Origin of the sequence: Pseudovibrio sp. W64, from assembly GCF_001623145.1 — a bacterium.
Lineage (GTDB): Bacteria > Pseudomonadota > Alphaproteobacteria > Rhizobiales > Stappiaceae > Pseudovibrio.
The window spans coordinates 119023-133107 of sequence record NZ_LMCI01000040.1 but is presented as its reverse complement, the minus strand read 5'-3'; the positions used below and the strand labels follow the sequence as shown (position 1 = coordinate 133107).

The 14085-nt window shown below is 51.3% G+C and carries 13 protein-coding genes; 8 read left to right on the top strand and 5 right to left on the bottom strand.

Going from position 1 to position 14085, the window contains the following annotated elements; translation table 11 throughout:
* Positions 1-257: 257 nt before the first annotated feature.
* Complete coding sequence (locus PsW64_RS23475) at positions 258-725, bottom strand: hypothetical protein (protein WP_063305184.1); 468 nt, start codon at positions 723-725, stop codon at positions 258-260.
* Positions 726-1276: 551 nt separating this feature from the next.
* Here PsW64_RS23475 and PsW64_RS23470 point away from each other — a divergent pair.
* Both PsW64_RS23470 and PsW64_RS23465 read left to right on the top strand, forming a co-directional pair.
* Entirely contained in the window at positions 1277-1891 is a 615-nt protein-coding gene (locus PsW64_RS23470) for a potassium channel family protein (RefSeq protein WP_208980986.1), read from the top strand.
* A gap of 212 nt (positions 1892-2103) precedes the next feature.
* The gene (locus PsW64_RS23465; RefSeq protein WP_057462788.1) at positions 2104-2424 is read left to right on the top strand and encodes a carboxymuconolactone decarboxylase family protein; all 321 of its coding nucleotides are present in this window, start codon (positions 2104-2106) and stop codon (positions 2422-2424) included.
* A 174-nt stretch (positions 2425-2598) separates the two neighbouring features.
* On the opposite strand, the gene PsW64_RS23460 is transcribed toward PsW64_RS23465, so the two are convergent.
* A complete protein-coding gene (locus PsW64_RS23460; protein ID WP_063305183.1) occupies positions 2599-4419 on the bottom strand; it encodes an ABC-F family ATP-binding cassette domain-containing protein in 1821 nt (606 codons plus the stop codon).
* Positions 4420-4804: 385 nt separating this feature from the next.
* Here PsW64_RS23460 and PsW64_RS23455 point away from each other — a divergent pair, with 385 nt between their 5' ends.
* The 4 genes from PsW64_RS23455 (at position 4805) to PsW64_RS23440 (ending at position 10180) form a co-directional block, all read left to right on the top strand.
* A complete protein-coding gene (locus PsW64_RS23455) occupies positions 4805-6391 on the top strand; it encodes a peptide ABC transporter substrate-binding protein (protein ID WP_063293278.1) in 1587 nt (528 codons plus the stop codon).
* 105 nt (positions 6392-6496) lie between these two features.
* On the top strand, positions 6497-7420 hold the full coding sequence (oppB, locus tag PsW64_RS23450; RefSeq protein WP_057462785.1) for an oligopeptide ABC transporter permease OppB: 924 nt from the start codon (positions 6497-6499) through the stop codon (positions 7418-7420).
* Positions 7421-7432: 12 nt separating this feature from the next.
* On the top strand, positions 7433-8560 hold the full coding sequence (locus PsW64_RS23445; RefSeq protein ID WP_063305182.1) for an ABC transporter permease subunit: 1128 nt from the start codon (positions 7433-7435) through the stop codon (positions 8558-8560).
* A 9-nt stretch (positions 8561-8569) separates the two neighbouring features.
* A complete protein-coding gene (locus tag PsW64_RS23440; RefSeq protein WP_057462783.1) occupies positions 8570-10180 on the top strand; it encodes an ABC transporter ATP-binding protein in 1611 nt (536 codons plus the stop codon).
* Between the two features lie 112 nt (positions 10181-10292).
* On the opposite strand, the gene PsW64_RS23435 is transcribed toward PsW64_RS23440, so the two are convergent.
* On the bottom strand, positions 10293-10745 hold the full coding sequence (locus tag PsW64_RS23435; protein WP_063305181.1) for a DUF2000 domain-containing protein: 453 nt from the start codon (positions 10743-10745) through the stop codon (positions 10293-10295).
* Between the two features lie 137 nt (positions 10746-10882).
* Here PsW64_RS23435 and PsW64_RS23430 point away from each other — a divergent pair, with 137 nt between their 5' ends.
* On the top strand, positions 10883-11377 hold the full coding sequence (locus PsW64_RS23430) for an Lrp/AsnC family transcriptional regulator (RefSeq protein ID WP_057462781.1): 495 nt from the start codon (positions 10883-10885) through the stop codon (positions 11375-11377).
* Positions 11378-11424: 47 nt separating this feature from the next.
* On the opposite strand, the gene PsW64_RS23425 is transcribed toward PsW64_RS23430, so the two are convergent.
* A complete protein-coding gene (locus PsW64_RS23425) occupies positions 11425-12492 on the bottom strand; it encodes a dipeptidase (protein ID WP_063305180.1) in 1068 nt (355 codons plus the stop codon).
* Positions 12493-12688: 196 nt separating this feature from the next.
* Here PsW64_RS23425 and PsW64_RS23420 point away from each other — a divergent pair, with 196 nt between their 5' ends.
* A complete protein-coding gene (locus PsW64_RS23420) occupies positions 12689-13003 on the top strand; it encodes a hypothetical protein (RefSeq protein ID WP_063288133.1) in 315 nt (104 codons plus the stop codon).
* A 58-nt stretch (positions 13004-13061) separates the two neighbouring features.
* Here the strand turns inward: PsW64_RS23420 and trhA are convergent, their stop codons facing one another.
* Complete coding sequence (trhA, locus tag PsW64_RS23415) at positions 13062-13706, bottom strand: PAQR family membrane homeostasis protein TrhA (protein WP_063305179.1); 645 nt, start codon at positions 13704-13706, stop codon at positions 13062-13064.
* Positions 13707-14085 lie beyond the last annotated feature (379 nt).

Below are 14085 nucleotides of genomic sequence, written 5' to 3'. Positions count from 1 at the left end.
ATGACCGTCACCCATGTCCCCGAACAAACGTCAACCATCTCTCCGGGACAAACATCGGGGGCCGGGATGACGTCGGTGGGGAGGTGAGGCGGCGAAGAGGTGAGGTGATGGCGCTTCAACCTGTGCCGTCATCTCCTGAGTGTTTGCAACTCTTGATCGCAGCCTCGAAATAAGCACCGGAGGCACAGCTGATCAGCTGCAACAAAAGTGGGTGCGCTCCAGTCAGAAAAGGGGCTCAGACTGGAGCGTGGGGCTGCTTAGAGGAAGAAGTCGCCGTAATCAAAGCTGCTGTAATCTGAGGCCGCGTCATAGCCGCCATAATCAGCGCCATCGTAATCCATTGGATTGCCAACGCTATGGCCACCGGTATCTAAAGTAATGCCAGAGCCAACGACCGTGTGACCTCCAGTATCAAGATTAACACCGGAACCAGTAACATGGTGGCCACCGGTTGTGACGGAGTTGCCGGATCCGGTAACATGGTTGCCGCCGGTGTTGATGCTGTTGCCGCCAAGGTTGCCGAAGTCAAAATCATCATATGGATTGTCATAGGAAATTGGAGCAGGGCCATCTGTGATGGTTCCATTCGGCGTCGTGATCGTGTTTCCAGTGGTGTTGACTGTGTTCCCTGGTGCAACCGAGTTGTTGCCAGATGAAATGCTGTTGGTGCCAGGATTAGGAGCACCGCCGAAATTGAAGTAATCAGGATTGAAGTTGTACCGCATATAAAATTTTCCTTTTACTTTATTAGAAATGCGAAATTTAGTAATTTCGCACTGCCCGAAAATATGAGTAAGTTAAACTTTTAAGTTTATCCCGCATATTATCGATCTAGTAAGTTGTTGTAGGAAAAAGTGACGCAATGTATTTTTGTATGTGTCTTTTTTGAGGATATTATAGTCAAACTTGCTTCAGGCTTGTCGGAAATAAGTTGTATTTCTAGTAATTTATTGTTGATCTGAGTCAATAATACATAAGTGAACTTGAGACTCTTAAATGTAGACATGCATAACGTGTGTTTTTCCAAACACATAACTCGGCTCGACTTCACATGCGGGGAGTGAGACAGAAAGGCATGAGGCAAGATTGCTACGCACTGACACGCTCCCAAATTTCATGGGCAAACCCACTCGCCAGATTTCCCATTCTTTAGCCTTCTTTTGCGAAAATTAGCGCAAAATAACAAAGAAAACTGGGGTCCCCGGTGCGGTCGCAATCTCTAAAGAGTCTGTTTGATTATCGGATTGAAGTGTTTCTCTTCAGTCAGATGATGCTCATGTTCGGCGCTTTGATCTTGCCGGGCCAAACACTGGACACGCCTGTTTTCAACGCGTTTTATAGCTTCAACATCGCAACCGGCATGCTCATTACGTTAAAAAGAAGGCAGTTTTTCAGGTTGGTCGCCGTGTTGCTTGCCTGCTCGCTGATCCTGTCGTTTCTTGACACGCCAATCTTTCCGACAATCGATCCCCTGGTTCCGCAAATTGTGATCTTCTTTGCCTTCCATGCTGTGGTGGCCGTCGTGCTGATTGATGAGATGCTCAGGACGTTTGAAGAAAACTACCGCGTGGTGCTGGGCGTGCTCAGCGGCTACATTTCAATCGGCATGGTCTCGTTCTTTCTCTTTATACTTATAGAGCACGTGCACCCGGGCTCCTTCAAAGGCCTGCCCATAGAAAATGTAGAGACCCATTCGCAGGAAGAAGCCCTCATGTACGCCGCCTTCATCACGCTGATGACAATCGGCTACGGCGACATCGTTCCGCTGACACCCATCGCCCGCAAGGCCGCAATCATTGTTGGGTTGGCTGGCCAGTTCTACATGGTCGTGCTCACCGCCATCATCGTCGGCAAATTCCTCAAATACAGACAGCCGAAAAAGAAGGACTGACGTGCGCTACAGCTGCAAACCCGCACCTGCGGCTTTTCCCAAAATGGCGCCCGCAGCCCTTTTTAAAAATAGCGCCTGCGGCTTTTTTCCAAAATAAAGAATGAAAGCGACCCGTCTGATCCTGATTAAAGCTGAACGGGTTTCATTGGTGGTTATTAAGCGCAGCCTGTTTTAATTGCCCGGAAAAACCTGAGCCAACCGGAAGGTCGCCCATGCCAATGTTCTCCATGGACAATATGCGCAAGCTGAAGAAGTTCAGTTCTTTGGCAACCGGTAAAACCTGGAAGATGTTCATCGCCTTCAATGCAGAGGCCATGTCCGACGGCGTGATCTCCAAAAAGAACAAGCAGCTCATTTCACTGGCCGCCGCACTCACCACTCAATGCCCATACTGTATCGAGATCCATCGCGAGAACGCCAAGGTCTGCGGTGCAACAGATGAAGAGCTCGCCGAAGTCGTCTTCATCGCCGCCGCTATCCGCGCCAGCAGCGCCATCACCCACGGCACCCACATGATAGAGCATGATGAATAACACTGCGGGCAGGGGGATAAGCCAGCCTCTGAGCACCAGTGCTACCACGCGACCAGATTCATAAAAAACGCTGGTTTCTCCCAAACAACGCAAATGAACGCACAAAACAACGCAAACAAAAAAGGCTCCGGAAACCTCCGAAGCCTTTCTTAAAATCATAGAGATATGAGGCGCTTAGCCCTCATCAGCAAGCATCTCCAGCTCCAGCCATTCTTCTTCAAGCGCAGCAAGGTCCTCGTGCAGCTTCCCAACAGCGGTCATCACTTTGTGAAAACGGTCCGGATTGGAGCTGAACAGGTTCGGATCCTCTAACTCCTTCTGGCCCTTAGTGATTTTCGCTTCCAGTTTTTCAATCTCCCCCGGAATGTCCTTCAGGCGGTGCTGCTGAGTAAAGTTGAGGCCGGACTTCTTGGTCTCCTTCTTCGGTGCAGCAGTAGAGGACTTATCCTCCTTCGCAGCACTGGAAGCCTTGTCCGCCTTGGCAACTTTACGCGCCTGCACGCCTTCACCGCGCTGGCGCACCATGTCGGTGTACCCGCCAGCATACTCACCCCAATTGCCGCTCTCATCTTCCATGGTGATGATGCTGGTGCAGATGCGGTCAAGGAAGTCACGATCATGGCTCACCAGCAGGACGGTGCCGGGATAATCAGAAATCAGCTCTTGCAGCAGGTCCAGCGTTTCAAGGTCCAGATCGTTGGTCGGCTCATCAAGCACCATCAGATTGGAAGGCGCAGCCAGCGCACGCGCCAGCAGCAAACGTCCCCGTTCCCCGCCTGAAAGCACACGCACAGGGGTGCGCGCTTGTTCCGGCTTAAACAGGAAGTCCTTGAGATAACTCATAACATGCTTGGAGGTGTCACCCAGAATAACCATGTCCCCACTGCCACCCGTCATGGCATTGACGAGCGTGTCATTGGGGTCCAGCTTCTCGCGCTTCTGGTCCAGCGTGATCATCTGCAAGTTGGCGCCAAGGCGGATAGTGCCTGCATCCGGTGCAAGCTCGCCAGTGAGCATCTTCAGCAAGGTGGTCTTGCCAGCCCCGTTCGGTCCCACAAAACCAATCCGGTCCCCACGCAAAATGCGGGTGGAGAAATCCTTGACAATCGGGCGCTCTTCGTAGGTCTTGCCGATGTGCTTGGCCTCAGAAACAAGCTTGCCGGAGATATCCCCCTCAGTGGCAGCCATCTTCACGCTGCCCTGCGGCCCTTTATGCTCCTTGCGCTTCTGACGCAGATCAGCCAGCTCCCGCACCCGCCGCATATTCCGCTTACGACGCGCAGTCACGCCATAAACCATCCAATGCTCTTCCTGCCGGATCTTCTCATTCAGCCGGGCTTGCTCTTTTTCTTCCTCTTCAAAAACCTTGTCCCGCCACTCTTCAAACTTGGCAAACCCCTGGTCCATACGGCGGGAGATACCCCTGTCGATCCAGTAGGTTACGCGGGATAGGTTCTCCAAAAAACGACGGTCGTGCGAGATCAGAACAATGGCAGACTTCATCTGCTTAAGCTCAGATTCCAGCCATTCAATCACCGGAAGGTCCAGATGGTTGGTCGGTTCGTCCAGCAACAAAATATCCGGCTCCGGCGCCAAAGCCCGCGCAATCGCCGCCCGCTTGGCTTCCCCGCCCGAAAGCGTCTCCGGATCTTCCTCACCCGTTAAGCCTAAGATTTCTAATAGGTATTTGGCCCGATATTGATCATCACCAGGTGCCAGCCCACCTTCAGCATAGGCAAGAACTGTCGCATACCCCGAAAGATCCGGCTCCTGAGGCAAGTACCGGATCGTCCGCCCCGGCTGCAAAAAATACTCGCCCTTATCCGGCTCTGTTAATCCCGCGGCGATTTTCAGCAGTGTCGACTTGCCAGACCCGTTTCGACCAACTAAGCAGATCCGCTCGCCTTCCCCGACTTGCAGTTCTGCACCAGTCAGAAGAGGTGTGGTTCCAAAGTTAAGGTGTATGTCTCGCACATGAAGAAGCGGTGGTGCCATTAAGCTTGTCTTTCCAGATTCCCAAAACAGCGCATTTCAACGCTAGGAGTAGATTTGTTGGTAGTGCTCTACCACAAATGAGCCAAGGTGAAAGTTTTTTGCCGCCCCTGTGAAAAAACGGGGAGCACAAATGCTGGGCGTCATAGTGACGCGATTGCAAAAGATTCAGTAACGTAATTTGAAATAATTGTTCCAAATTTAGTCTATATTGGAAATAATGCTTCCGTAATCGTTCATAATGTAAATAAGAGATTAAAATAATCTCCGATTACGAGGAAATTTTGATCCTCCGACACTTGCTATAATAACGCAACAGTGAAATGTTGCTGCGAACTGCCAGTCTCCAAATCTGGCGGAATGTAACTTGAGGAGAGGGGAGATCTGCATGATCAAGTCCATTCGTATGTCAGCGCTAGCTGCAGCCCTTATTGCTGCTACTTCGCTATCTGCCACGGCTGAAACCGTATACAACCGTGGTAATTCCGCTGACCCAGAAACACTTGACCAGCACAAGACATCTACAACTTATGAAGCTCACATTCTGCGTGATCTTTATGAGGGTCTTGTTGCTTACAACGCGAAGGGTGAAATCATCCCCGGCGCGGCCGCAAGCTGGACTGTTTCTGACGATGGTCTGACATACACATTCAAGATGCGTGACGACGCAAAGTGGTCAAACGGCGATCCGGTTCTGGCTGGTGACTTCGTTTACTCCCTGCGCCGCATCATGAACCCAATGACCGGTGCGAAATACGCAAACGTCCTCTACCCTATCCTGAATTCTGAAGCCGTTAACAAAGGCGACATGGAAGGTGAGAAGCTCGGCATTAAAGCAATTGATGACAAGACCCTTGAAATCAAGCTGCACGCTCCAACTCCTTACTTCATCCAGCTTCTGGCGCACCAGTCCGGTCTTCCGGTACACCCTGCATCCGTTGAAAAGTTTGGTTCTGACTTCGTAAAGCCAGCCAACATCGTAACCAACGGCGCATTTGTACTGTCCAGCTTCGTACCAAACGATGCTGTGACCGCAGTTAAGAACCCTTACTTCCATGACGCAGCAAACGTTGCTCTGGATTCAGTTAAGTTCTACCCGACTGAAGACCGTGGTGCAGCTCTTCGCCGCTTCCAGGCTGGCGAACTGGACACTAACAACGATGCCCCACTGGAGCAGATCGACTTCATTCGTGGCACTTTGGGCAATCAGTTTAAAGTCGCGCCATATCTCGGCAACTACTACTACGCGCTGAACCATGAATCTGAAGCTATGAAAGACCCTGATATTCGTCAGGCTCTGTCCATGGCAATCGACCGTGAATTCCTTGCAGAAGACATTTGGGGCGGCACTATGGTTGCTGCTTACTCCCTCGTGCCTCCTGGAATCGACAACTACGGCGAACCAGCTTACGCTCCTTGGGCAGAAACTGACCTGCTCGACCGTGAGGAAGAAGCTAAGAAGATTCTTGAGTCTAAAGGTTACAACCAGAGCAACCCTCTGAAGGTTGAAATCCGTTACAACACCTCTGAGAACCACAAGAACACTGCTGTTGCAATCGCAGACATGTGGAAGCCTCTTGGCGTTGAAGTGTCCATGTTGAACACTGACACCAAGACCCACTATGCACACCTGCGTGACCGTGGTGACTTCGATGTTGCTCGCGCAGGCTGGATCGGTGACTACTCCGACCCGCAGAACTTCCTGTTCATGACTGAAAGCGACAACACAGGCTTCAACTACGCTCGCTATGAAAACCCTGAGTACGATGCGCTCATGGATGAAGCAGCTGTAACTGTTGACCTCGAAAAGCGTGCAGCGATCCTGAAGAAAGCAGAAACGATCTTCATGCGTGATCTGCCATTCCTGCCTTTGATGTACTACGGCTCCAAAAACCTTGTTTCTGATAAGGTTTCCGGTTTCGAAACCAACCTGTTGGACGTGCATCCAAGCCGCTTCGTCAAGATTAACAAGTAATCTTTAACGCGACAGAAAATGCCAGTCATGCAGGATAGCTCATGGCTGGCATTTTTGTGAACTATCGGTAAATAAAAACGATAAACAACTGGAGAAGCAAGGCCCATGTTACGCTATGTCCTGAGCAGATTGCTCAGCGCGATACCGACCTTGTTCTTGATCATTACGATTTCCTTCTTCCTTATGCGCGTAGCGCCAGGTGGTCCGTTCGATCTGGAACGTCCATTGGAAGCAAAGGTTATGGAGAATCTGAACAAGATCTACAATTTGGACAAATCTCTTTGGGAGCAGTACCTCATTTATCTCAAGAGCGTATTGTCCGGTGATTTCGGTCCAAGTTTCTTCTTCCGAGATTTCTCGATCAATGAACTTTTCGCCCAAAGTCTTCCAATCTCCATGCAGCTCGGTCTTTCTGCACTGGCTCTTGCCCTGGCTGTTGGTGGGTTTTTGGGGGTTATCGCAGCACTGCGCCAGAATAAAGGCGTCGACTACTCTGTGATGGCCGTTGCGACACTTGGGGTGACCATCCCAAATTTTGTTGTAGCACCAATTCTGACACTCATACTGGGTGTGCATTTTGGTTGGCTTCCTGTCGGGGGCTGGGGCGGTGGCGCCTTCGTCAACATGGTTCTGCCTGTCGTAACGCTGGCTCTTCCGCAGATTGCAGTTGTTGCCCGTTTGACCCGTGGTTCAATGATTGAAGCACTGCGTTCCAACCATGTCCGCACAGCACGCGCTTATGGCCTGTCCGGATACACCGTCGTTGTCATTCACGCTCTGCGTGGGGCAATCCTGCCGGTTGTGTCCTACCTCGGCCCTGCAGCTGCTGCATTGCTGACCGGTTCCGTCGTTATCGAAACCATCTTCGGTATCCCGGGTATTGGCCGCTACTTCGTACAAGGCGCTCTGAACCGTGACTACACACTCGTAATGGGTACTGTCGTGGTCGTCGCTTGTTTCGTCATTATCTTCAACCTCATCGTGGATCTGCTCTATGCAATGCTTGATCCTCGTGTGCGTTTTGACTGAGGACTCGAATTTATGAGTGTTACCTCCGACCAGCTGAAAGAAGCCCCGAAAATGGGCCGCTCGCTGTGGGATGACGCCCGTGATCGTCTTCTCGCAAACAAAGCAGCAGTGACCTCTCTGATCGTGCTGGCAGTGATCACACTGCTGTCCGTCGTTGGGCCAATGCTGACGCCGCACCCGTACGATCAGGTTTATCGCGACTACGTGAAGAAGCCTGCGAGCCTGGAAGCTTATCCGAAGCAGGATGAGATCCAGCCAACCTTTGCAAAAATTGCAAAGCGTGCTCGTATGACCATCGACAGCTATGAACTGAACGATGGCAAGGTGACTGCAACAGTAACATCCCGTCGCAAACTGGATGAGCGTTATGCGCGTTACTTCGATCGTTCTGATCTGTTTGAGAGTGCTGCAATCAGCAACATCTCTTCAGATAAGAAGAGCGCGACTGTAACCGCTGACATTCAGTACATGCATTTCTACTTCGGGACGGATGCAAACGGCCGTGACATGCTCACCCGTACACTGATTGCAGGTCGTGTTTCCTTGACCATCGGTCTGCTGGCAACCTTCGTTGCAATCAGCATCGGTGTGTTCTGGGGGGCTGCCTCCGGTTACTTCGGTGGCAGGGTCGATCTGGTGATGATGCGTGTTGTAGATATCCTCTACTCACTGCCATTCATCTTCTTCGTGATCATGCTTGTTGTGTTCTTTGGCCGTAACTTCGTCCTGATGTTTATTGCCGTGGGCGCTGTTGAGTGGCTGGATATGGCGCGTATTGTGCGTGGCCAGACCCTGTCCATCAAACGCCAGGAATACGTACAGGCTGCGGAAGCTATGGGTGTTGAAGGTGGCGGTATTCTGAAGCGCCACATCATTCCAAACACCCTTGGTCCGGTTGTGATCTACATGACTCTGCTGGTACCAAAAGTGATCCTGCTGGAAAGCTTCCTGTCCTTCCTGGGCCTCGGCGTTCAGGAACCAATGACCTCTTGGGGTGTGTTGATCTCCGAAGGTGCGCGTAACCTGCAAGGTGCTGCATGGATGCTGGTGTTCCCGGCAATCTTCCTCACCTCCACATTGTTCGCGCTGAACTTCATCGGCGACGGTCTGCGCGATGCGCTGGATCCTAAGGATCGATAAGAGGACAGAATGAGCAAGATTAACGAAAACACTGTTCTTGAGATCGACACTCTTAAAGTTGATTTCGAAACCAACACCGGTATGGTTCACGCAGTAAAAGGCGTGAACATCCATGTGGACTCCGGCGAGACTGTTGCGATTGTGGGCGAGTCTGGCTCTGGTAAATCCCAGACCATGATGGCAGCCATGGGTCTTCTGGCAGGCAACGGCATCACCCACGGTGAAGTCCGTTACCGCGGCACGAACATCCTTGGGTCTTCCATTCGTCAGCTCAACAAGATCCGTGGTGCGAAAGTGACCATGATCTTCCAGGAGCCGATGACTTCTCTGGATCCGCTCTACTCCATTGAGCGCCAGCTCTGTGAGCCAATGGTTGAGCACGGGGAATACACCTGGGCAACAGCTAAAAAGCGCGCTGTAGAGCTTCTGGAGCTCGTGGGTATTCCTGAGCCTGCACGTAAAGTGAAGGCATTCCCCTATGAGATGTCTGGCGGTCAGCGCCAGCGTGTCATGATCGCGATGGCGCTTGCAAACGATCCGGATATCCTGATCGCGGATGAGCCAACCACTGCGTTGGACGTGACCACTCAGGCTCAGATTCTTGAGCTGATGGCAGATCTTCAAAAACGCCTCGGCATGGCCGTTGTGTTCATCACCCACGATCTGGGTATCGTTGAGCGCATCTCCGACCGTGTGTATGTGATGAAGTCCGGTGAAGTTGTTGAAGAGGGCAACACCAAAGAGATCTTTGGTAACCCTCAGCATGATTACACCAAGATGCTGCTGGATGCAGAGCCAACCGGTTCAAAAGCCGTTGTGCCTGACAGCAATCCGATTGTTCTGGATGCAAAGGACGTGCGCGTTGAGTTTGAAACCGAGACTGGTTTCCTCAAGCCAAACCACGTTCTGCGCGCTGTAAACGACATTTCCATGGAAGTGCGTGAAGGCCAGACACTCGGCATCGTAGGTGAATCCGGTTCCGGTAAATCCACTCTGGGCCGTGCTGTGCTTCAGCTTCTGCCAACAGCGGGTGGCCGTGTTGTTTACCTCGGAAACGACATCACCGGTGCAGCCAAAAAGAAGATGCAGCCGCTTCGTAAAGAAATGCAGCTCATCTTCCAGGATCCGTTCGGGTCTCTGTCTCCACGTATGACCGTGGGCCAGATCATCACCGAAGGTCTGTTGGTGCATGAGCCTCAGCTTTCAGCCAAGGAACGTGATCTGCGGGCTATCCAGGCGCTTGAAGAAGTGTCCATGGACCCGGCCATGCGCAACCGCTACCCACACGAGTTCTCTGGTGGACAGCGTCAGCGTATCGCGATTGCACGCACCATGATCCTCAATCCAAAGCTTGTTGTGCTGGATGAGCCAACCTCCGCGTTGGACCGTACCGTGCAAAAGCAGGTGGTTGAGCTTCTACGCAACCTGCAAAAAGAGCATGGCCTGACCTATCTCTTCATCTCTCACGATCTGGCCGTGGTTCGCGCCATGTCCGATACTGTGATGGTGATGCAGAAAGGCGAAGTGGTTGAAAAGGGACTGGCAGAAGAAATCTTCTCCAACCCGAAAGAAGACTACACCAAAGAACTGCTCGAAGCTGCTGCCTTGAAGCCAGCTTGAAGCTAAGCGATCAAAGCTTTTAAAATTGAAAACCCCGGTGCAACGCGCCGGGGTTTTTGCATGAGGCGTGAGAGGTTCACTGTCAAAGTACACAGCATCGTTTGCACTCAAACTATCTTAACAGCTTGAGCGCTCCCACAAGTGAGCGCACCAGTTTGCTTGGACCACAAATCCCTATCCCTTCTATCTTCTCTGTTTTCAGAGCCTGCTTGGGCACCAGCGCGTCATACTCAGCGAAAGAATGGATTGATCTGGCAAAGGCGGGAAAAACAACCAGAGTAATTTCGTCAAGGTGTGCGGAGGACTTCGTCAGTAAGTTCTGCATTTGATCGACATTGGCCTGCAGGATAGGGACAGGACGATCCGCACTGCACTTGAAGGATACACCCTCACGGTCCGTTAAAGTTACTCCGGCCAGCCCGGCGTTTTCTGTTCCAATCCCAATTGATATGGCTCCGACCGTATTTGCGAGCAGACCCGCAGGTAAATCCGGGTCCGCTACAATAGCAAGCCGCAAATCCTGTTCACCTCGAAGTGGTTGTTTCTTGATTTGATTAGTAAGCATCCTTGTCTCCTTTATGGGGACAATATCTGGACGCAGAAGAGAAAGTTGATCTGTCTTACCCTAGAATGAGCTATATATAGGTAGGTGCTACCTGAAAATAGCCAAAGTTAGGTATGCTCTACCAATGGGAGTGCAAAATGTCTCTTGAAAGTAGCGGGCAACAAAAGAAAGCTGTTCAACTGGATGCCGCAGATAGGAAAATCCTTCAGGTTTTGCAGAAGGAGGGACGCCTTTCAAATACTGAGCTTGCCGAAAAGGTGGGTATGTCCACCTCGCCATGCTGGCGGCGCGTCAGACGGTTAGAGCAGGAAGGGGTGATCAGTAATTACGCCGCTCGTCTGGATCGAAAAACTCTGGGCCTTGGTGTGTTCGTTGTCGTGATGATCCAGATTGACGCGCACAATGCAGAACAGGCCGTGGAGTTTGAAAAGGCTGTGCTGAAGCTTGAGCAGGTCATTGCCTGCTACTCAGTCGGAGGGGGAGTTGATTTCGTGCTGCAAGTGGTTTGCGAAGATCTTGATGCGTATGCCGAATTCTCAATGAACATCCTACGGCGCCTTCCCGGCATTAAAGCTATGGAAAGCAACTTTGTGCTCAAGGAGCTAAAGCCGCTCACGGGCTGGCCTGTTTGACTGACATGCCAACCCATTTTTCACATCTTCGCGGAAGGGAAGGGGAATTAAATCCCCGCTCGCTCCAAAACGCTGATCCAGTTCTTATGCGCGATCTTGGCGATCAGGTCCTCACCAAAGTCTGCTTTGCGGAAGGCTTCGATCAGGTTTGGCAAACCAGCCACATCCTTGATGTCGTTGGCAACCAGACAGCCATCATAGTCTGACCCAAGCGCAACACCATCTTCACCCAGTTTGTTGATCAGATAGTCCGCATGGCGCAAGATAACGTCTAAAGGCATGTCAGAGTTCAGCTGACCATCAGGACGCAGGAAGAAGACCGCAAAGTTGATACCCACCAGTCCTTTAGATTCAGCAATCGCATCAAGTTGCTTATCTGTCAGGTTCCGGCTCATCGGACAGATCTTGAACACGTTGGAATGGCTCGCCACGATCGGCTTGTCGGTGATCTTGGCCAGATCCCAAAAGCCTTTCTCATTCAAGTGAGACACGTCCAGCTGGATCTTACGTTGATTACACTGGCGCACCAGCTCTTTACCAACATCAGTAAGACCCGGACCAATGTCTGGGCTATGCTCAAACTCCATCGGCACGCCATATCCGAAGATAGTTTCACGGCTCCAAACAGGACCGATAGAGCGCAAACCGCGATTATACAGCAGCTCTAGCGCTTCAAAGTCCTTGTCGATGCACTCGGCGCCTTCAACATGCAGCATCATCGCCAGTTGCTCAGCCGCCATTGCCTCCTTGATTGCAGCAGTCGAACGGCAGATCTTCACCTCGCCATTCCCCTTGGCTTCAAGGTCCTCTGCAATATCAAGAAGCTTCAGAGTATAATCCAGCGCTTCCTGTTGGGACACGCCTTTGAAATGTTCAGGGCTTTTGAAGTCAACCTCTTTACCTTCCTTCGGTTTGGCTCGCACAGAAGGGGTAAACATGGCAAACAGCCCACCAGCAAAACCGCCTTTGTGGGCGCGTGGCAGATCGATGTGATCGTGACCAGCCTCCTCAAAGAAACTGCGTTCCTTGGGAGTATTCGACCGACGCTCCAACGAGAGCAGCGTATCGTTATGGCCGTCAAAAATCGGAACCAGGTTGGAGGCAGTATCTGTCATGAAGAACTCCGAAAATAAAAAATGCTATGAGAAAAACCAAATGTGAAAAGCAAAAGGGATCTACGCAAAGCCCAAGGCCACTGGCACAAAGCTAGGTCACATTGGCGGAATTTGAAACTACACTGTTAAATATTAAACCCTTAAAATCAATAGGATCAGCGGATATTTCTGGATGGTTTTACGAGGGAACAGCGCAATGGCGACAGTGATCAGAAGCTCTGACTTTACGGCAGACAAAGCCTGGGGTGCGCAGCAGATTGCTAACATGAATGGCATTACCACACGGCTGCATTGGACAGATCAGCCCTACAAGTGGCATGTGAATGAGGGGGAGGAAGTGTTTGTCGTACTGTCTGGATGCGTGGAGATGAAATATCGCCAAAACGGCGAGGAACTCTCCGCTCTATTGAACACAGGCGATATTTTCTATGCTTCAATCGGCACTGAACATATAGCACAGCCCCAAGGTGAGGCGCGTGTGCTGGTCGTTGAGACTGAGGGCAGTGTCTGATACCAGGCGATTTGGGGAAGGGGACTGCTGTCCCCATCCTCGGTCTTGAGCGAGTGGGTCAGGCCAAGCCGGGCAAGGCCACATCTACCATGATCATCGCGAAATGACAGACCGCTGCTGACAACACAAAACCGTGCCAGATCGCGTTTTGGAATGGCAGGTTCTTCCAGATGTAAAACAGGGTGCCAACCGTATAGAGGCCACCGCCGGTGGCAAGCAGCGTGAAGCCTGCCAGGGATAACTCATTGTAAATAGGAACGATTGCAAAGAAACTCACCCAGCCCATCGCCAGATAAATAGGCACAGCCAGCTTATCCATAGAAGTAATGTGCAAGATCTTGATGGCCGCACCTGCCACCGCACAAATCCAGATCCCAACGAGCATGGAAATCCCAAGCCACCCGCCAAGAACCATCAGGCATAGGGGAGTGTAGGTACCGGCAATAAGGAAATAGATTGCAGAATGGTCCAGACGGCGCAGGATGCCAATCTTGTTATCTTTCTGCAAAATATTGTAGGTCGCAGAGCAGACAAGCATGGCCAACAGCGTACCCGCATATATGTAGATGCTGATTTGCCGGGCGTAATCATCCGCTGCCCACAAGACCATAACAAAGGCTGTTGTCGCAGCAGCTCCAAACGCAATGCCCACAACGTGGATGACGCCGTCAACCACTCGTTCTGCGTAGGTTTCTTCCCTCATCCGCGGACAATCCCCCAATTAATCCAATATATACCCTCTTCCATAATGCAGGTCCAAGCTCGTAAACTCAACTGTAACTAAGTTGCAATCTGGTCATTTACTGGGCAATTCTCAATTCTGAAGGTCATGCCCTTGGAAATCGGGCATATCCAATTGCCAGTCTCGCCCAGATGTGGCATTGCCTCTCTCGGCTTCCCAAAAGAAGCTGCTCTGATTTGAAGGACCCTTTGGGCTCTGTGGGAAAGAACGCGAAAGCGAAACAGCTGCTTTGCAATTTTCCCTAGAATCGGAGATTTTTGCGCTGACTTCCCAAGCAGCAGTCGATGCCATTTTCGGGTTTGTAGGCGTTGGTTCTTGCCAGCGTCAAAATCTGAGAAGC